Origin of the sequence: Paenibacillus sp. J22TS3, from assembly GCF_018403205.1 — a bacterium.
GTDB lineage: Bacteria > Bacillota > Bacilli > Paenibacillales > Paenibacillaceae > Fontibacillus > Fontibacillus tuaregi.
This window is the reverse complement of record NZ_BOSF01000002.1, coordinates 128,294-148,466: the sequence shown is the minus strand read 5'-3', so window position 1 is coordinate 148,466 and position 20,173 is coordinate 128,294. Positions and strand designations below refer to the sequence as shown.

The window sequence follows — 20,173 nt, the reverse complement described above, 5'->3', positions numbered from 1 at the left end:
GCTGCGATGCCGAGTGTTCTTTAAGGCCACGGTTGTCTCGGAAATGCTTGAACTAGATATCCAAACAGAGGCATTTCGGAGACCAAAGCGGACGCTCCGCTTACTTCAGAATCACTCGGGATCGAAGCTGAGATTGGTTAATTCTAAAGTTCATTTTATATAGGTCAAAATTATCATTCCAGTTCTCATGGAAAAGGGCGATCTCTCAAGATCGCCTTAAACTGCTATATAAAAATTTCAACCACATTGTGGTGGTCCGGCATCATTCCCTGCTCGAACAAATCCTTCGAAATCCGCAGACCGCCCTCGCGGTACGGGTTGCTCACCGCAGAAGCTTCCAGCTCGCGGCCGTTCAGCTTCACGCGACGCTCGCCGGTGCCCTTCAAATGGTAAATGAAGGCTACGTCCTGTCCGTCGTAGCGGAATTCGAAGCGCAGGCCATCCAGCGCCTTCGGCAGCACCGGGTCCACGATGAGATCCTGCTGCTCCTGGCGGATGCCCAGCGCGTTCGAGATCAGCTGATTCATGTAAATCCCCGGGCCGCTGGAGTAAATGCGCCATCCGCCTTTCACCTGCACGCTGCCGCTGCGCAGCTCATCGAAATGCTCCTGAGCGTCATAACGCGTGTTGAACTTCCCGTCAGAGCTGCTGAAATAAGCGTTGCTTTGACGCAGCTCGGCGTTCGGCACCACGTTCCGGATCCCGACCGGATTGATCACGTTCAGACCGTTCCATACATCCTCGGCATGCCCGAGCTTCGCCATCGCTTCGATGAAGCGGATATGGGCGTGAACATACTGCAGGCCCACTTCGCGCCCGAAGTTCGACGCCTGCTCCGCCCGCTTGAAGTGCGTGCTGACGCCGCCGGCATACTGGGCAGGACGGTCCATCAGACGGACGCCGTCCGGGAAGATGAGCTTCTCTTTGATCAGTTCATAATGAGCCTTCGCGTGCTCCGGATCCAGCAGCTCAGCAATCATACTGCGGGTCATCGGCAGCAAACGGTACTGAATGCCGGTCTCCTTGTCGGTCAGATGGAGCATCAGCTTCACCTCAGCCGGATTCTCCATATAGAGGAACCCGGGAATGACATCCGTTCCGAGTATATATTTTTCGTAATCGCGCTTGATTCCCTGTGCCATGTCTTGAAGCTCCTGAGCCAATTCCGGCTTGGCGGATTTCAGAGCGTCTGATAGCTGGCTCATTGTCTGGTACGTCAGGGCGACGGTCCAGCTGCTGACCATGTACTGCTTCAGCTGGGCGTTGGCCGGCTGCAGCGTATCGTCCCAATCCCCATCTCCATAGGAGGACAGATGGGTATCATGCAGGAAGTGACTGCGAATGTAACCGATCTCCTTGTACACGTGATCCAGAATTGCAGCTGTTTCTTCGGTAAAATGGAACTTGTGCTTGACCGTATAAGGCACCTTCTCCTCGAGAATGCCGAAGTCTTCAGTCGCCCGCAGGTAATCGCTGAGCACCTTCAGCGGCCATACGATGATGTCGCCGTGGCTTTCCTCCTGCTGGACAGTAAAGTAGTTGTCGAACATAAACCACTGCGGCCAGTTGCCGTCGTCTTCGTATTGGTGAGAGTACACCATTTTCAGAATATCGCGGACCTGTTCGAACTTCTGCGTTGCCATAAAATACTCGGTCGGCCCCTGGCACACGTCCCGCGTTCCCCAAGCCGCGCCTCCGTACTGTTCCAAGCCATGCGGCACCGAATAATGGACCAACATGTTATGCGTGTACCACCAAGCCAAGGCGTTCACTTTGAAAAGGTCCTTGCCTTCCGAACCATCCCTGCCAGTTAAGCGGAAACCATTCATCACGTCCCGGAAGAACTCCCGGTACTTCGCGATTTCCTCCTCTGCGCTGCGGTTTGCCTCAGGAAGGTCTTCCCCGTCCAGCAGCCCCTGCATCGTTAAAGTCCACTCCGCGGCAGCTTCCAGCTTGTGTGTTACCACCGACGCTTCCCCAGCACGAACGCCGCTTGCGAGTGCCGTTTCATCACTAACAGCCACCTTGGCGCCGTCGATCCGCATGGTGTATTTCAGGTGCGGATAGGCGTCCTTCCGGAGCGCATCCTGGGCGCCGTGGAACGTCAGCACACCCGCTGATTCCGTCATGCGGACCGGCGCTTCGAACTCGTTGACATCCATGGTGACCTGACTGGCCACCAGGAATTTATAGGCTTTGCCGCTCTCCGAGCGCACATGAAGGCGTACTTCAGGGGCATCCGCCGCTGCAAAATTGGTGATTACCAGCATGTCATCCGCTGTTTTGTAATACCAGCGCACGTAGTTGAAGCCGATCTCGAACAGGGATGGCATGGTCAGAAGACGGTACGTTCCCCCAATGTCCACATATATCCGCTGTCCTGCGGTTTTCGGCACGTTCAAGGCGCTGCGGGCATTGCTCATCATTTTGTTGAAGTTGGTATTGCCCACCACCAGATGGGAGTTGAAAATGCCGTACATATAAGAAGTCGTTGTTACGACTTTGGCCCCCAGCTTCACGCTGCCGCCGCTCATCAGGATATGCCCGTGCGGACGCTCCACGCGCAGCTCCTTCTCTTTCAGCACGACATGCTCATAGGTGTCGGTAAAGAACGCGAGAAGCTGTCCGTTCTCGGTTTCCTCCTCCTGTCTTCCAGCTGCTGGGAAAAGAGCTTCGAGCTCCTCAGCGGTCAGCGGCAGGGTATGCAGCGGTTCGCCGATTTCCGGATTCAGGCGGACCTTGGGCAGTTCATGCAGGGGACCGGCTGAAGCAGCAAGACTCTCCTGCACCTGATCCCAGGCCTTCAGAACCTCATCCTTGAATTCCAGCTCGGTTACCGCAGCCGCATGATCCGGCTTGAACAAACCGTAGAACACGAAGCGCGCTTCCCCGTCAAGCGTTACCGCTTCGGACTGGAGTGCCGTGTAGGCGAATTCGTATTGGTAGACCTCGCCTGCCAATTGAGGCTGGCTGAGGCAGGCCGGCACGTTCGTTTCTTTATAAGACAGACCGAAGAACTGGAAGCCGTCCGTAGAGAACCCCGCGGCACGCGTCAGCGAACCCTGCTGTATGTAAGGGAACGCACCGCCCTGCGGCTGGTTTTGGCGCGAGCACACCACATAGCCGTGGTCTTTGTCTTCGAAGACCGTATGGTCGATATATTGGGACAGGTACGCCTCGTTACTGCGAACGGCGCCCGTATCCGCGTCCCCGATATCCTGGCCGTATACAACATCGATTTTGAGGCCATGACCTGCCGTCCGGACGTCCCAGAACCATACGCCGAGCGGGCTAAGTGCAAACGTCACGCTGTACGCTACCCCTTCGGCTTCGCCTGTCCAGACGATGCGTCCCTCGCCTGAGCTGACCCGGCTGTCCGAACGGATGCCGAGCAGCGGGTAGAAGCGGATAGCGGAGTCGTCATGGATGCGCAGATACAGATTATTTAAAGCTCCGTCAAGGGGGCTGCTCATTAGCTGGTTGATCATCGTCTTGCCGCTGACGGCCTGGAACAGGTCGCCGCTTTCCCAGAACGTAAAGATCAGCTCGCCGGCCTGGACGTGAATCTTGGAATTCGTAATGGTTGTCATGGTTATTCATCCTCCTATCCACGAAGCCAACCGAACCTGACCGGTACGGCTTCAAGGCAGATTTTTACAGTATTTTTCATCCTACATCGTCTTGTTGTCAGCTCTCTCCAAGACCATGGCTGTTCTTTGTGTGCGCGCATGGTCGGCTGTTCAATAAACCATCTGGAACGACTTAACCAGGGGGTACCGGCTGGTAGACCGACAAACACCTGGAACGTTCCCGGATCGCTGGCTTGGGTAAGATCGGAAATGATGATAACGGAGCGCCAGCGGTCACCATCGATTCGGTGATCCCTATCGCCTCCATACAAAAATCGTATGATGTTCAGGCCTTCCGGATACGAATTGTCAGGCTCTTTCAGACCCCTTCTCCTTTCTCAGGAGCTTGCACAAAACCTGGCTGATAAGAGCAGCAAGGATACAGCTCGATCTTGGTTGTTTATCTTTTGTGCAAATTCCTCATTAAGAAAAGCGTCTATCGATGTACATTCATAGAAGACAGACCGCATTTAGCGGTAGTTTTTCTTGCGAGATACTGATGTTTAACCTCTGAGGCCTATACTTGCTTATCTCTAATGAAAAGCGTCTATCGATGTACATTCTATAATCTAAAGAAGAATCATTACTGTCTCCCCTCCCTGTGGCCAGGCGGACCTAATTTTAATAGAAGAAACCCGCCCGGCACCACCGTGGAAGAGAAGAACCCGGCTGCATCAAATCTGCTGCACACCGGGTTCCTTAGACTCGGACTGCGTATAAGTTCTCTGTGCTTATCTTGATTTCAAATCTATTGGTTACTTGGCGAACTTGCTGTTCAGTTCATCCAGCACTGGCTGAACGAGGGACTGCTTGCTTTGTACCCATTTCTTCCAGTTTGCTTCCAGATCGCCGCTTTGCAGAATCAGGTTGGCATACTCGCTTTGGTAGTCAAAGGATGCCTGGCTCTTTGCTTTGGAATCGTACAGCTGCACATCCCAGTCGTAGGTTGCCAGCTTACCGCCTTCGCTGCCCAGCTTCGCTTTCTCTTTGAACAGCTCAACGGCGCGGTCGCGGTATTCCTTCTTGATCGAAGGGTTCACGATACTGAAGTCGTCGCCCAAAATGTACAGTCCTTCAAAACGTGCCGGATATTTGTCTTCCAGGGTCTTTCCTTCCGGAAGCAAGCTGACCGGCTCCTTCTTATCATCGTACTTCCAGTCCTTACCTTCAAAGCCCATGTTCAGGAGCAATTGTCCTTCTTTGGTCGTCGAATAATCGATGATATCCATGATGCGTTCAAATTTCTCTTTGCTGATTTTCGGTGAGAAGATGAGCGCGGACCAGAAGTTCGGCTGCTCCAGGTTGCGGTATTTGCCGTCGTCACCCAGGACGATCGCCGTATGGACGAGATCATCGCTGCTTACGCCCAGGTTCTTCTGCATATTCTTTTCCATGTCCTGTCTGTACGAAGCCAAGCCGCCCAGGGACATCATCGCAGCAACGCCTTTGACTCTAAAGTTGTCGCTGCCCTCGTTGTTTTTCCAAGTATAGAATTCTGGGTTGAGCAGGCCTTCTTTGTATGCTTTTTGCATCAGCTTCAGACCGGTCAGCGTCTCCGGATCGGCTGGTCCCCAATGGAACTTGCCGTCTGCTCCCTTGTAGAAAGCTGATTCCACACGGGAATGCTCGCTGTTGGCCATGATGATATTAGTCAAGGCATCATCCGCCGTATAAGAAATCGGAACAAGTTTGGAACCGACCTTCCCTGGATCTTTCTCTTTGACCAGTTCCGCATAATGGATCAGTTCGCTTGTCGTATAAGCATCCTTCAATTCAAACCCGACGGCTTTGGCCCAGTCCTTGCGGATGGCGATGACGCCGATTTGGTTCACAAGCGGATCAGCCGGCTTGTTTTGGAAGTACACCGGTTTTGGCAGAATGTAAGTGCCGCCTGTCAACTGTTCCAGCTTGTCGCCTAGGCCGGTCAGCTTGTAGGCCGCCGCCACGTTCGGCCAGCGCTCTTTCCAGTCATCCGGGAATTTATAGAGCAGTCCCTGATCGACATAGTTCACGAAATCGCCGTGCACATAGTTCCAGCTGGCCACGTCAGGCAGATCGCCGGAGTTGATCCACAGGCGGAGCTTCTCCGGCCAGGAATCCCATTGTACATAGTTGTAATCCCAATCGACGTTGAATTTGTCCTTCCAGTACTTGTGGAACTCGTTGTCGAGCACGCCGGGTTTCACTTCCGTGGTCTGTGCGACGGAAATTTTCAATTTGTCCTTGTAACCTCCGGCCGCGTCTTTTTGGTCACCACTGGTTGATGCCGAGTCTTTCCCGCAGGCTGTGACCGTCAGCATAGCTGCAGACAGTACAACAGCCAGTAGCGGCTTGAACATTCTTTTTGTGTTCATGTTTTTTCCCCTCTTTTGATCAGATTTTTTTGCGGTAAAAAATCTATTGTGTAATCAGGTCTTGATAGCCCCTGTTAACACCCCTTTGGCGAAGTGCTTTTGCAGCATCGGGAAGAAGCACATGATCGGCACCATCGTTACGAAGACCGAGGCCATCTTCATTCCCGTGGAAAAACCGGATTTGTTCAGGGCGTCCACGCTGCCCGCATTCGAAACGTTTGTCGTTGATTCGACGATAATGGTCCGCAGGACGTTTTGCAGTGGAAGCATATCCGCTTTTCGCAGGAAGATCATCGCATCATACCATCCGTTCCAGAAGGCTACGCCGTAGAACAGCGTAATGGTCGCCATAATCGGCGCCGCCAGTGGAAGGACGACGGAGAACAGGATGCGCCATTCGCCCGCCCCGTCAAGCCTTGCTGATTCCATCAAGGATTCCGGCAGGCCCTGGAAGTAGTTCATCATCAGGATCATATTGAAAGCGCTGAAGCTTCCTACCAGGATGACGGACCACAGGGAACCGGTGAGGCTCAGCGATTTCATAACCAGGTACAGCGGCACGATTCCGCCGTTAAAGATCATGGTGAACAGGACAAGGAAAAAAATGAACTTTTTCCCCGGGAACCTGTTGCGGCTGAGGCCGTAAGCCATCGTAGTTGTCAGGAACAAGCTCAGCGGCAGCCCGATCACCAGAATTTGAATGGTGTTCCAGAAGCCTGTCAGCAGCCTGCCGTCTTGGAACAGCTCCCGGTAGGCATCCAGTGTTGGATGCTTCGGCCACAGCATCATCGGATTATCTGCATATTCCTTCTGCGAGGCGAGTGAGACCGCGATCACGTTCAGGAACGGAATCAAAATGATTAAAGCCAGAACAATCAGCACTGTAAACAAGATGTAATCGAGAAGCGTCATTTTACCGATCCGGTATTTATGCCGTTTCTCAGCATGCGTACTCATCTCTTTAACACTCCTTTCCTAACGGAACAATCCGTCTCCGCCCATCAGTTTAGCCACGCGGTCCGCAGCAAGCAGCAGAATCATGTTCACAAGCGAACGGAACAAGCTAACCGCCGTCGAGAACGAGAAGTCCGTCGAAGACAGGAACGTGATCCGGTAAATGTACACGTCGAGCACCTGGGACACGTTCTGCGTCGCCGCATTCGCCAAGTTGAAGATCTGGTCGAAGCCAGCGGACATCAGGCCGCCCACGTTCAGGATGAACATGACCGTAACGGTCGGCAAAATGTTCGGCAGCGTAATTTTAAAAATTTGCTGCATCCGCGAAGCGCCGTCGATCTGCGCCGATTCGTATTGGTCCTGGTCGATCCCCGAGATGGCCGCCAGGAAGATGATGGCCCCCCATCCGGTGGATTTCCAAATGTCTGTCAATATCAGCATCGGCAGGAACATTGGCTCGGAGCCGAGGAAGTTGATCGTTGGAAGTCCAAGAAGCTGCAGCACGCTGTTCAGCAGACCGTCATAGGAAAGGACATTGATCACGACCCCTGAGACAATGATCCATGACAGGAACTGCGGAAACGTAAAGATTGTCTGGAACAGCTTCTTCGTCTTCCGCATACGGAGCTCGTTCAGCAGGAGCGCCAGCAGAATCGGGAACGGGAAGGTGATAATCAGCTTGATAATGTTGATGTACAGTGTTCTCCACACCGCTTCGGCAAACATGGGGTCGCGGAAAACATACTTAAAGTTCTCCAGGCCGACCCAGGGGCTGCCCCAGATTCCCATGTTGGCTTTGTAATGCTTAAATGCTAGCGACAAGCCGCCCATTGGCAGATAAGCAAACAGGATCAACCAGATTAGACCGGGAATAAGCAGCGTATACGTCATCCGGTGCTTCCAAATTTCCGTAAACAGATTGCCGGTTTTGGAACGCCCCTTTGTATTTTTGTTTGGCCCTAAGGCTGCAGGTTTCAATTGGCATCTCCTCACTATTCTTGGGTCTTGTCTTTAAACAGAAAATCAAAAGCTGTCTTCAAATGCTCTTCCCAAAAGAGCCAGTCATGCGTTCCCGTCCCTTCAACGTACCGGAAATCGAACGGGCTGTGCTCCATGTAGCCGGCAAACTGCCGATTCATCACCACGAACGGATCTTCCGAACCGCAGCAGCACAGCACCTGAGGCAGCCTCCGGCCCTCTTCGATCAACTTCGCGGACAGCGCATACAAATCCTGATCCGGCTTCACCTCAAGCTCCGGTCCGAAGACGGCCTGCATCTCCCTGCGCATCTCTTCCGGCATCTCCGGGTCAGCCAGACGCTGGCGGATGTCGGTCGGGCCCGAGAAAGATACCGCTTTGGCATATCGCTCCGGATAAGTGAGCGCGCATTTGAGCGCTCCGTAGCCGCCCATCGACAAACCCGCCACAAACGTGCTTGCAGGATCAGTATTCAAGTGCAGAAGGCGTCTGCACAACTCCGGGAGCTCCTCCGTAATGTAGTGGAAATAGTCCAGCCCATAAAACATGTTGGTATAAAAGCTTCGTCCTGCTTCCGGCATGATCACCGTACAGCCGTACTTCGCCGCATACATTTCCACGGTCGTCAGGCGGTGCCAGGTGCTGGCGTTGTCCCCCGCTCCATGCAGGAGGTACAGCGTGCTTGAAGTGGGGACGCCGGTATCGACCGGAGAGATCACATGGATGTTGGTCGTCATCCGCAGCGTTGGTGAGCCGGTATCGATCATTAAGTGCGCCACTTGTAACCCCTTTCATTTCAGTTCGACTGCTCTATTGTGTTGTCCGCCTTAGTCAGCGGCAGCCCCCTTACGGGAAGCCGGTTCGGCTGAGCCGATAACGGACAGTTTCGGCCCGTCATTGGTTCTTGTGATCACCATTCGCGTTCCTGCCAAGCAAGATCCGATTTCAGCCTTATCAAGCATTATCGGGGTAGATGCTGCAGGTCGTTAATAGCGATGAAAGCGATTTTTCGAATCGTTTCGATTACATCATAATCCCGTTGCCTAAACCTGTCAACAATCTTTTTTAAAAAGGCCCAGCGATCTGTATTTTTGTGCAAATCCCTGATTTCCCCTGCGTTAACAAGACAAAATCCTCGCCGAAAGATAGATAGTAACCGCTTACAAATTATGGTTGACAAGAGGGAGCGATCTGTAATAATCTCAAGATTAACGAGTAAATATGAAAACGTTTCTATAAATTTCATCCTATTCCACACGGCCGGAACGGCATATGACCTGTTTTAGTCATGGGAATCAAGCGGAAGGAAGGCTTAACGATGACATTTCAAATCGGCGGTTTTGTCGATTACCTCACCATGAGAAAACTGAACGTCTTATCTGTCCGGGTGCTGCAAAAGGAGCAGCTGCTGGGGCAGTGGGACCGGGATGGTGACGCCCGCCGGCTTCAGCATTCGGTTAGCAAGTCCTTTACAAGCATGGCGGTCGGACTTGCCGTTGCCGAAGGAAAGCTGACGCTGGATGCACGGTTAAACGATTTTTTCCCGGATTACGGGAAGTCGGTAAAGGATTCGCCCTATCCTCCGGGAGAGCTGACGCTTAGGAATCTGCTCCGGATGACCTCCGGCCACGATGCACCGCCACTCTCTGTGGAAGAGCGGGAAACGCTGCAGGAGAAGGATTGGATCAAATACTACATGTCTCTGCCCTTGGACCGGCTGCCCGGAGAGATCTTCACATACAGCAGCGGCGATACGTTTATGATCTCGGCCATGGTTCAGGCCGCGGTCGGGGAGACGGTACGCGACTATTTGGTGCCGCGGCTGTTCGAGCCGCTCGGCATCCGGGATGTCCGGTGGGACACGTCACCGCTCGGCATCACACTCGGCTGCACCGGGCTGTGGCTCACCTGCGAAGAGCTGAGCCGGTTCGGCCAGATGATGCTGCAGAAGGGACGGTGGCAGGGCGCCCAGCTGATCCCGGAGGAATGGGTCGGTGAGGTTACGCGGAAGCAAATCGATACGCCGGGAACGGCAGACTGGGGCGCGGGATACGGCGGCCAATTCTGGATGTGCACGCACGAAGCCTACCGCGCTGACGGCATGCACGGACAGTTCTGCGTCGTCATCCCGGACAAAGAGACTGTGATCGCCATCAACAGTGACGAGGATGATATGCAGGGCATTCTTGATGCCGTCTGGGCGGATATTTTTCCCCAGCTCTAAGCGGATTACATTTTCGTGATATGTCAGAAAATACAACAAAACGGTGCGTCCTATTTATGAGGACAGCACCGTTTTTCTTGCTTGGGATTGAATCTGGATCTTACATGTCTGTCATTCCATTAAAAAATGACCCTTTTGATTCGAAACGTTCCAATTCGGTGAACCCCGACTCTGCGTAAAACACAGGGCGGGGGTGTTACTTTTAATAACGCTCTACAGAAGCTAAGAAAAACATAGGACGGCGGGTCTCTTCCTGCCAATCCGGATTTCTCTTCAGCATCTCTTCCGTCGGCTTAAGCTCGGAAATTTCTTTAACAACAAAGCCGGCTTGGATTAAGGAATTGATTATAGAAGCCACAGTTCGATGATACTTGACCACTTCATGATCTAAAAAAATGGTTCGCCGTAGTCCTTCCTGGTGATAGTGGTCAACCGGCCAGTGCAATTTCTCCCCTTGTGGCCCATAGAACCAGGCTTGCTGCGCAAGAGCCGTATAGATTGGATGTTCAACGGACATCACAAAGCTGCCTCCGGGCACAAGACAATGATGGATTTTGCGGCAAATAAGATCGAAATCTTCAACATAGTGAAGGGCAAGAGAGCTTATAACTACATCAAACTCCCCTTCGTTGAAGTCAATATCTTCAATCGCAAGGCGGCGGTATTCAATGTTTGGATCGTCAGTCATTATTCTGGCGCGTTCCAGCATGTTCTCAGACAGATCGATTCCCACTGCGGAAGAAGCTCCCTGTTCACGGGCAAATCGGCAGTGCCAGCCGAAGCCGCACCCCAAATCGAGCACCTTTTTATCCCGCAGATCAGGCAGCATGGACCGGAAAGTCCCCCATTCCCCAGCAGCGTCTAATCCCCCGGTGGAACGGGCCATTTGACTGTAGCTTGTAAAGAAACCCGTCTCATCATATTTGTTTTGCTTCATGATTATATCCTTTCCTGACAGCGGCCGGCCCGACTACCAGTAATTATCAGTCATTGTGTTTCTATAATCTATTCTAAATTATGGGAGCAACACCGTACAATTGTATACTTTAGCTTAAATCAAATTATACCCTTAGCCTAATCAGAGTCCTTACCCTACTAAGAATCCCTACACTTCTCTCACGACTTCCTAACAAACCACACAAAAAATCCGCGGAGCCTTTCCCGCGGACTAACACTATACATGAACAGGCTTAGTCAAGAGATGTTTCTGGAATTCTAGCTCCCCACGCACACGGTCAAACGACAGCTGCGGCGAAGAATCCCAACTCATTGAATCCTGCTTAATGTGGGACAGCACTTCCTCACAGCTTTGGCTAAACCTCTCCGTAGCAGAGTGACCTGAACTGGTCATTATTTCAGCAGCCTCTTCCACAAGCTTGATGTACACGGAATACAGCTTGCATTGAGCTTTCCTTCCCGGCTGTTCAAGCTTCGACCAGGTATAGGCCCCCGTGTCTACCACTTCCACCGATCCCTCCATATAACTCAGTTCAGAGTACTCAAGAAGGAAAATCCGAAGCTCATCTTCCACAGTCTGGTAGCGTTCCAACAAAGATTGTACATTGTTCATAAATCGCCCCAATCTCACTTCTAAATGCGGCAAGGGCCCCCTAATGCCACAGCGACCGGGAGCCCTTGAAACTTCTAACGCAAATAGTAAGTTGACCTAAGTATACCTTAGCTGGGATAAAAAGTATACCCATTTCCATTTATGTGGAAAAGTAGATATCCTGCTTCCCTGTTGGTGGAGTCGTTGCATTCCATACTGCAGCCAGCGTATCCGGCAAACTTGTGGCCGCCGTAATATAATCTCCGATCAAGGCCACCGGCGTTGGAGAGTTGCCATTCGGATCGAAGGACGCGTCGGTAAGGCGGCGGTTCGTAAACGATCCACCCCCGTTAAAAGATTCAGCCACGAACACATCCAGAAGGAAACCATTGACTCTATTCGTGTAATAGATTACCCTCACTGTCCCCGTGGAGGGCGATACCGTAATCGCGGGGAAAAAGTTCTGGGTTCCCGGTGGTGCACCGGTAATACTCTTCGGTATTGACCAAAGCTGTCCGTCCGGTGAGATCGATAGAAATATGTCCGCATATCCGTTCCGGTAATCATTCCAGGCGGCGTAGACGTTACCACTCCCAAGTCCGCTTGAAATATCCGCCCCCAGTGTCAGATTCGTCTGTACGCGGAAGCCGTAGCCGGTAACTGGAAGCGGAGATGGCACTGGGACCACAGATGAAATCAGGAGTGATTCCCTCGCAATATCCGGGTAATAGCTCACTCCTCCGTTATAAGAAATCCGCAAATTCGCCGCAGGATTCACAGGTCCGGTCAGAATGTACCCGGAGTACACCTCACCGGACAGGCCAATAGCCACAGCTGCCCTGTCATGAAATCCTCGTGGATCACTCAATCTCTGCGGAGTCTCCCAAGTAGCTCCTTCATTCAGAGATCGCTGGATAAAAATTGCTGAGTAGTTAAACAGCGGAGTGTAGCTTACATAGGCATTTCCCCGATATGGACTGCCCGGTGAACGGTCCACCGCAATGAACGGTTCATCATTATGGATGATCGTGCCATATCCCCGCTGTACAATCACAGGCGGATTGAAGTTGGCTCCGTTATCAAATGAAGTATAACTGACAATCGTTCCGTCATTGAAGTCATTATACACGTGGCAGGCCACTATGAAAGTATTAGGAAAGGTATAATCAATCGTCGGGGCCTCGGCACTTGCATATCCTGGCGGCTGTGGAAGAATCGCACTGGTCCACGTCTGGCCCCCATCCGTTGACCTTGACACGCCGATCCGTCCGGTCCCCAGACTGTCATCCACATAGACAACACACATAAAGTTAGCCAGTACCGAGTTTACTGCGATGGAAGGCTCGAAATGATTGCCCGGCAGAGCCGCGGTAATATTTACGACAGGCACAGGTATCGCTCCTTTCACATAGATTTAAGGAAGATTCGTCAGCCGGTCAATTTGGCTCATTTCCCATTGCAGCACTCTCTGCACAACGCCTCCAACCGCATCCAGACCAAATACATTGACCACAGCGCTTGTTGCACTGAAGTAATCCACTTGCACCTCATAATACACTGCCGCGTTCAGCGGATACGTAAAGCTCTGAACAGCCTGGGGAGGCAGCGCAATCAGGTTATGCCCCAGCGGGGTTCTCGGCCCATCCGCGACTCCCCATTGGAACACCTCAAGTTCAATGTTGGCTGTCAAATTGGCGGAGTCATTAATGCAGACCACCAGGATCTGGCCTGCTGCAGTAGGGACTGTTGAGGGATTATATATAGCTCCGGTTGTATACGGCATTCTCCATCCTCCTTTCGCGGATTTATCACCAAGAGCCGCATCAAGACAGGCATTTTAGCCTCTTATTTATAAAATATGCAAATAGCCGGACAGTGAACAGGCATTCCGGCAATAACTTTCGCTGTCTATTTGCGGGCATGGCCAAATAAACAAGAAGATAGGGAAACTCCGCATATCCTGTCGGTGTAGGATATTTCCCCCGCAGGAGGTGATTAGATGACTCTATCGATCGTTGATTTTGGAAGAAGTATTCCAAACAGCTATACCTTCTCTACCAATATTCCTCTTGTCGCCACGCCAAGCGCCAACACCTTGGCCAACTTCGGCATATTGGCTTACACAGGTGGCCTGGTTGAACTTCACGCAAGCATAGGACTGCAGGCCACGGCTGGCTCCCCTTTTGTTCTCCTGTCCATTATCCGGGATGCCACTGAAATTGCCACAACTCAAACCGCTATCTTCACCAGTACTGCTTTGGAGACGTTAAGCTTTACATTTGTGGATACGAATGCGGTGAGCGGTTACCACTCCTATATCCTTCAAGCCTCCGTCTCGAACAACTATGCTGTTAACAGGGCGAATGTTATTGGCCCTATTGTATTCACTGGCACTTCCCTGGTGTGACACGGATGGCTTCCTGGAATGCATGCCTAGAATACCCCCTGATGCACGTTCCTAGGTTACCTTCTCCGTGACACAACAAAGCCGGAAGCTCATCATGAGCCTCCGGCTTTGTAAATTCCTATTCCTGATGATTCCCAGCTTCCTTATAGCTGATATTCAGAAGTTCACCCGTGTCTTCATTAAACCTCACATTCACATATACCCCGAACTCCTCAAGGGGCTTCTTAACTATAAGCTTAAATTTCTCTTCGTAGACGTGGTCACGGAGCGTTTTGCGTCCGATATGCTTGTAGTCCGTAATCTCAGCATTATACTTCTTCTTCGCCTCAAGAACGGCTACTCGTCCCCACTCCGCATAGGACGGTTCTGCTTGGGCATGATGAGTTCCCCAAACTGTCACGCCTGCACTTAATAGCAGCCCCGCGATTAGTGTAACTACCCATCTTCGCGCTGATTGCATGATCCATCGCTCCTGTCTTTTGGAATTGAGCTTATTATATGGATCTTTGTGAAATATTAACCGGATTGCGTATATCACAAGTGAGCTTATTCTATTCTCTAGAAGCTGCGCTGTATTCTAATCTTCGTTTATTTCATCTTGCACAAAATTAAGCACCCGTTCATCCAGCTTCGCCGTGTCCCCAAGATCCGGCCTGTCATCAAACTGAACCGCAGGCACGCCCGGACAAGCATGCAGCTCGAAGATCACAATTTCATTGGTCCCCTGCTTGAGCAAAGGCCCCGGTACATACAACGCCTTCTGTGGACCAGCTTCCCAATATCGTCCCAAATTGAAGCCATTGATCCAAGTCACACCCTTCTTCCATCCGCCCACCCGCAGGAATGTATCCCCGATGATGTCCACCTCAAAGTGTCCACGATAGAATGCCGGCTCTTCCCGTACTTCTACTGCTGTCTGAGCTTGCCCTGTCCCCTGCACCACCGCTTCGGTTCTTGTATAAACAACCTTGGACAGGCATTCGGGTTTCATCGGAAGCGGCAGCACCGTCCAATTATATTGGAACTGGTTATCAATTAGCACACCCTCTGTTATGCCTTTAGGGTCTCTTAAGTAAGGGCCGTAATTTACCCGTCCCATGTTCTCGACCAGAATATCCAGCCGGGCTCCCTCCTCCGGCACGCAGATATCCAGCGGCTGTGGATTCCAGCGTTCCACCACACCCAGCAGCTGCCCGTTCAAGAACACCTGGGCCCGGTCGCGGACTTCCCTGATATACAACTTCTGTCCGGTACGCGGTCCCCGGACCCAGGTTGAGTACAGAATGAATCCGTAAGATTGGCCGAGTTTCTCCATAGGCAGAATCGAAGTGCTGTCCACCCGGCTGCCGGACCAGCTCTCAAGCTGCAGCTGGCTGAATAACGTCCCTTTTTCCAGGAGCTGCACCGTTCCATAAGCAATCTTCGCTGCCGGTTCGGGAAGCGGGCTGGCCGGACTGGCTCCATGCTTCAGCATAACTTCACGGACAGCCTTATACTTAGGGGTTATATCCCCCCACTCAGTGAGGGGAGAGTCATAATCATAACTGGTTACGGTAGGCTCATAGGTGTGAATATGATTCGCTCCATTATAAAATCCAAAGTTGGTGCCCCCGTGGAACATGTACAAATTAACCGATGCTCCGCTTTCAAACATCTCATCCAGAACCGAGGCCACATCATCCCCGTCCCGGACATGGTGCGGCTCCATCCAGTGGTCAAACCATCCATTCCAATACTCCATACACATCAGCGGTTCATTCTTCCTGTACTCCCGGTACTTGTCAAAGGACTCTTTCACCCGTGAGCCGAAATTCACGGTAGCATGCACACCCTCAATGGTTCCTCCAATCAGCATCTCATCCGTAGGTCCATCTGAGGTGAAGAGCAGCACATCTATGCCCCGGCGGATCAATCCGTCCCTCAAATATTCCAAATAGGCAGTGTCGTTCCCGTAGCTCCCATATTCATTCTCCACCTGGACCGCGATAACCGGCCCGCCGTGGGTGGACTGAAGAGGCACGAGCCTTGGAATAAGCTCATCATAATAGCGGTCCACTTTGTCCAAATAGGCTTTATTCATACATCTTAGCTGGATTTCATCATACTTTAACAACCATGCCGGGAGTCCACCAAATTCCCATTCCGCACATATATAAGGGCTGGGCCGGACAATAACATGCAGTCCGAGCGAACCGGCAAGCTCAATGAACTTGACCACATCGGCCATTCCAGTGAAATTGAACCCTCCCTCTTCGGGCTCGTGCACATTCCAGGCAATATAAGTCTCCACAGTATTAAATCCACAGGCTTTAAGCTTCTCCAGCCGGTCACGCCAATACTCCGGCACCACGCGGAAATAATGAATCGCTCCTGACCAAATCCGAATAGGCTGCCCATCTAGCAGGTACTCCCCATTGTTCCAATCCAATCGGCTCATGTTTCTTCCTCCTTGTCCCTTCTAGGGTCTTGAATACAGAAGAGCTTGGAGCGGCCTTTGGAAATCTCACTCCAAGCGCTCCAAGCTCTTGATGGTATTTGCGGATCGGCAGATATGGACTATTTGGATTCTTTCTCTTTAATCACTTTTGTCGCTTCATCTACCATCCACTTCTGAACTTCTTCAATAGGGGTGTTCCCCAGCATGAACTTGCTGAACCCATCGTCCTCAATGCTCATCATCTCGGAGTCGGTTGTGCTGACAACCTGAGAAGCTTCCAAAAACTGATTATGCTCTCCGAAGAGGGTGCTCTTCAGGGAATCCACATCATACATATTGCTGTTCTTGCCAATCAGACGGTTCAATACGGCATTGTTGTCGGCTTTCTTCCAGCCGGAGAATTCCATCTTCGAGTCGGAATCCACAGTGGTCATAAAGCGCATCAGCTTGAAGGATTCCTCTTTGTGCTTGGAGCTTGCGCCCATTACAACATGGTTACCGCCGACAAAATATTTTCCACCTTCATAATCCTTAGGCTCGGCATTCTTAGGAGGCAGTGGCACTGGAGCAAAAGCTGTCTTGAACGTGTGCGGATACTGCTCCGTATTCCCCGGATCCGGTGTCATGAAACTGCCGGACAGAATCATAGCCGCATCCCCGTTAAAGAATTCCGTACGGTAATTCAGCTTGGCCGCAAGCACATCAGAGTATGGCTTAGCCGATTTATCAACGGTTTCCATATCCTTGCGCAGCTGGAAGAAATACTTGTAAGTAGGATCAGAGAAGTTCGAAGTACCATCCTCGTAACGGAATGGGTTCTTCATAACCGTCTGTGCAGGAGCATTCATGTACAATTCCCAAGTATGGAAGTAGGAGCCGTAACGCTTATCGACGCCCTCACCCTTGGTCAGCTTCTTCGCATAATCCCGGTAGTCATCCCAAGTCCATCCGTAAGTTGGAACCTTCAGTCCTGCCTCATCCAGTGCATCCTTGTTCAAGAGCACATATTGATAACTGTTTGTAAGCTGCATGCCATAGTACTTGTCCCCAATTTTCGGATTGACATAATACTCGTCTTCAGGAACCAGATTGCTGGCTTTATAGTAATCATTCAACGGGGCAAGAGCTCCTCTGGCAGCCCGCTCGTTAACGGCTCCAAGACTCGGCATGGCCACCACATCTACCGCTTCACCGGAAGAGATGAGGAAGTCCAGCTTCTTCAGCATTTCCTGGGAGTTCCCCGGCACCAGCACCACATGCTCTACCTTGATGTTCGGATTCTCCTGCTCGAACTGCTTCAGCAGGGCATCCGTCTTTGGCGTCTGATCCGCATTATCCCAGTTATAGTATTTGATCGTAACCTGTTCGTTTTTTCCGCCGCTTCCGCTGTCTGCGGCACTAGTATCTGTACCCGTTTTGCTGCCACATCCGCTTAAGAGGAGTGTGAAAGTCAGCATCAGACATGCCGCGATGGAGAGCTTGCGTTTACCCTTTTGATTCATTTGTGTTATCCCCCTTTGTTTAAGCGTTTGTTAACCGCTTACATCGTTTAGTATAAGGACTGCGCTGCCTTGCCAAGTGTGTAATTTTGAGGTGTGAAGATAACATTTTTGACTTTTTGACACAGACTGCTTAACCCTTGACTCCGCCTAAAGCGATTCCGTTAATGACCTGCTTCTGAAGAATCACAAAGAGGATTAGCAGCGGAACGATCGCAGACAGTGAGGCCATCATCATTATGGCATCGTTGTTGGTATAATCATCCCTGAACAATGTCATTCCTAGCGGAATAGTATACAAGTCCTTGCTCAGCAGGAAGATCAGCGGATTCTGGTAGTCATTCCAGGTCCAGATAAATTTGATAATCGCCACGGTCGCCAAAACCGGTCTGCACAGCGGAATCATGATCGATACGAACGTCCGCATATGACCTGCCCCGTCGATTCTTGCGGCTTCAATGAACTCATCGCTTACCCCGGCCATAAATTGGCGCAGCAGGAAAGTGAAATAAATCGAGAACATGCTCATCAGAATCAACGAGCCATGGGTGTCATAGAGACCGATCCAGCGAATGAGCAGAAACCGTGGGATCAGCGTCGCCTGATCCGGAATAATCATGAAGGAGATCAGCGCAAGGAACACCAGATTTCTGCCTTTGAAGCGAAGCTTCGTTAGAGAATAGGCCGCCATGGACGAGATGACCAGGGTGATCAAAGTAACGATAACCGCAATCTCGATTGAATTAAAGTAGAACTGATAGAAGGGGACACGCCCCATCCAGACTGTTTTAAAATTGTAAACCACATTTATGGATTTGGGTATCCATTCAATCGGGAACCTCATGACATCCTTTTCAAACTTGAAGGCAGATGAGAGCATCCAGATGAACGGGGTTAGAAAGAAGATGGACAACCCGGCCATAAGCACGGTAATTATCAGTTTGGAACCATTTTTCTTGATGTATTGCACCTGTATTCCCTCCTTGATCTAGATCGCATCGTCTTGTCTCAACTTCCATGTAGCCGCGGTGATCAGCCCGATAATGGCGAACAGCAGCCAGGAGATAGCCGAGGCGTATCCCATGTTGTAATTTTTGAAGCCTTCCTCATAAATCCGGAATACAAGTACCGTTGAAGCATTGTCCGGACCACCTTCGGTAAGGAAAGAAATAATATCGAACACTTTGAACGAGCCGATCAGCATCGTAATGAACAGGAAGAACGTTGTTGAACGGAGCAGCGGAACCGTAATCCTGAAAAATTTCTTCAAAGATGTGGCTCCGTCAATCTCTGCTGCCTCGTACAGCTCGTTAGAAATATTGGATAATCCGGCAAGGTAGATGATGATTGTGTATCCAAGCCCTGCCCAGATACTGATGATCGCAATCGATATTAGAGAAGTCTTCGGATCAACCAGCCATTTTGGCGGGTTCTGGATTCCGAGATCCATCAGAAACTGGTTGATTGGACCCAATGACGGGTGGAAGAGCGCACTCCATACCGCAGCAATGGCAATAATGGAAGAGATATACGGAATGAAGAATACAACTTTGAAATAGTCCTTCACGTATACCTTGCTGTGAATCAGGACAGCCAGCACCAGGGCAATGGCGATGGGAATTGGAACTGTCAGCACGGTGTACAGTAAGTTATTCTCGAGCGCTTTCAATACAGTAGGGTCCTTGAACATTTGAATATAGTTATCCAGTCCAGCGAACTTAATGCCGGAGACGCCTGACAGCAGGTCCCACTTGGAAAAACTCAAGTACAAGGAGAAGCCTAATGCGAACACGTTCAGCATGATCATTCCTATGATTTCCGGTGCCAGAAACAACCAGCCAATCAGAGCTTCCTTCCGCTTGGGGCTCCAAAATTTTCGGGTCTTGTGAAGTTGTTCTGGAGCTATCATTGGTTTTGCAGCTTCCACTTTGTATCACCTCAGCAATTTAATATGTTGGTATGTAATTATGATAAAATATTGTCCTTCTCTCCAAGGGATGGATTATGACCAGGAAGGAGTAAGATTTTGACCTCTTGCCAAAAGACCTTGTTTTAAGCCAAAGCTATATAAAACGAACTTTAAAAATTAGTCGTAAGAACACTCGGCTCGCAGCGCCCCAAGGGTAACCTTCATAAAGT

Annotated in this window: 16 protein-coding genes; 2 read left to right on the top strand and 14 right to left on the bottom strand. The window is 51.0% G+C overall.

Annotated elements, in window-relative coordinates; translation table 11 throughout:
• Positions 1–224: 224 nt before the first annotated feature.
• The 5 genes from KJS63_RS06565 to KJS63_RS06545 form a co-directional block, all read right to left on the bottom strand.
• Complete coding sequence (locus KJS63_RS06565; protein ID WP_213618437.1) at positions 225–3,590, bottom strand: GH36-type glycosyl hydrolase domain-containing protein; 3,366 nt, start codon at positions 3,588–3,590, stop codon at positions 225–227.
• A gap of 794 nt (positions 3,591–4,384) precedes the next feature.
• A complete protein-coding gene (locus tag KJS63_RS06560; protein ID WP_213618436.1) occupies positions 4,385–5,983 on the bottom strand; it encodes a type 2 periplasmic-binding domain-containing protein in 1,599 nt (532 codons plus the stop codon).
• A 54-nt stretch (positions 5,984–6,037) separates the two neighbouring features.
• The gene (locus KJS63_RS06555) at positions 6,038–6,940 is read right to left on the bottom strand and encodes a carbohydrate ABC transporter permease (protein WP_068619841.1); all 903 of its coding nucleotides are present in this window, start codon (positions 6,938–6,940) and stop codon (positions 6,038–6,040) included.
• Between the two features lie 18 nt (positions 6,941–6,958).
• Entirely contained in the window at positions 6,959–7,918 is a 960-nt protein-coding gene (locus KJS63_RS06550; RefSeq protein ID WP_068619842.1) for an ABC transporter permease, read from the bottom strand.
• Between the two features lie 14 nt (positions 7,919–7,932).
• On the bottom strand, positions 7,933–8,685 hold the full coding sequence (locus KJS63_RS06545) for an alpha/beta hydrolase (protein WP_244862516.1): 753 nt from the start codon (positions 8,683–8,685) through the stop codon (positions 7,933–7,935).
• Positions 8,686–9,236: 551 nt separating this feature from the next.
• On the opposite strand from KJS63_RS06545, the gene KJS63_RS06540 reads away from it, so the two are divergent.
• Complete coding sequence (locus KJS63_RS06540) at positions 9,237–10,142, top strand: serine hydrolase domain-containing protein (RefSeq protein ID WP_213618434.1); 906 nt, start codon at positions 9,237–9,239, stop codon at positions 10,140–10,142.
• 202 nt (positions 10,143–10,344) lie between these two features.
• Here the strand turns inward: KJS63_RS06540 and KJS63_RS06535 are convergent, their stop codons facing one another.
• The 4 genes from KJS63_RS06535 to KJS63_RS06520 form a co-directional block, all read right to left on the bottom strand.
• Positions 10,345–11,079: a class I SAM-dependent methyltransferase gene (locus KJS63_RS06535; RefSeq protein WP_213618433.1), complete on the bottom strand. Its 735-nt coding sequence runs from the start codon at positions 11,077–11,079 to the stop codon at positions 10,345–10,347.
• 237 nt (positions 11,080–11,316) lie between these two features.
• Positions 11,317–11,712: a hypothetical protein gene (locus KJS63_RS06530; RefSeq protein WP_213618432.1), complete on the bottom strand. Its 396-nt coding sequence runs from the start codon at positions 11,710–11,712 to the stop codon at positions 11,317–11,319.
• A gap of 139 nt (positions 11,713–11,851) precedes the next feature.
• On the bottom strand, positions 11,852–13,081 hold the full coding sequence (locus tag KJS63_RS06525) for a sialidase family protein (protein WP_213618431.1): 1,230 nt from the start codon (positions 13,079–13,081) through the stop codon (positions 11,852–11,854).
• A gap of 24 nt (positions 13,082–13,105) precedes the next feature.
• Positions 13,106–13,474 carry a hypothetical protein gene (locus KJS63_RS06520; protein ID WP_213618430.1) on the bottom strand — a complete coding sequence of 123 codons (369 nt, stop codon included), beginning with the start codon at positions 13,472–13,474 and terminating at the stop codon, positions 13,106–13,108.
• 216 nt (positions 13,475–13,690) lie between these two features.
• Between KJS63_RS06520 and KJS63_RS06515 the strand changes: the two genes are divergently transcribed.
• Positions 13,691–14,098 (top strand): hypothetical protein, encoded by a 408-nt coding sequence (locus KJS63_RS06515; protein WP_213618429.1) that lies wholly within the window; start codon positions 13,691–13,693, stop codon positions 14,096–14,098.
• A 118-nt stretch (positions 14,099–14,216) separates the two neighbouring features.
• Here the strand turns inward: KJS63_RS06515 and KJS63_RS06510 are convergent, their stop codons facing one another.
• The 5 genes from KJS63_RS06510 to KJS63_RS06490 form a co-directional block, all read right to left on the bottom strand.
• Positions 14,217–14,558, bottom strand: coding sequence for a DUF3889 domain-containing protein (locus tag KJS63_RS06510; RefSeq protein ID WP_213618428.1), 342 nt, complete (start codon positions 14,556–14,558; stop codon positions 14,217–14,219).
• A 117-nt stretch (positions 14,559–14,675) separates the two neighbouring features.
• Positions 14,676–16,535: a glycoside hydrolase family 35 protein gene (locus tag KJS63_RS06505; protein WP_213618427.1), complete on the bottom strand. Its 1,860-nt coding sequence runs from the start codon at positions 16,533–16,535 to the stop codon at positions 14,676–14,678.
• Positions 16,536–16,654: 119 nt separating this feature from the next.
• Positions 16,655–18,037, bottom strand: coding sequence for an ABC transporter substrate-binding protein (locus KJS63_RS06500; protein WP_213618426.1), 1,383 nt, complete (start codon positions 18,035–18,037; stop codon positions 16,655–16,657).
• 130 nt (positions 18,038–18,167) lie between these two features.
• A complete protein-coding gene (locus tag KJS63_RS06495) occupies positions 18,168–18,956 on the bottom strand; it encodes a carbohydrate ABC transporter permease (protein ID WP_068622439.1) in 789 nt (262 codons plus the stop codon).
• A 66-nt stretch (positions 18,957–19,022) separates the two neighbouring features.
• Complete coding sequence (locus KJS63_RS06490) at positions 19,023–19,943, bottom strand: carbohydrate ABC transporter permease (RefSeq protein WP_213618920.1); 921 nt, start codon at positions 19,941–19,943, stop codon at positions 19,023–19,025.
• Positions 19,944–20,173 lie beyond the last annotated feature (230 nt).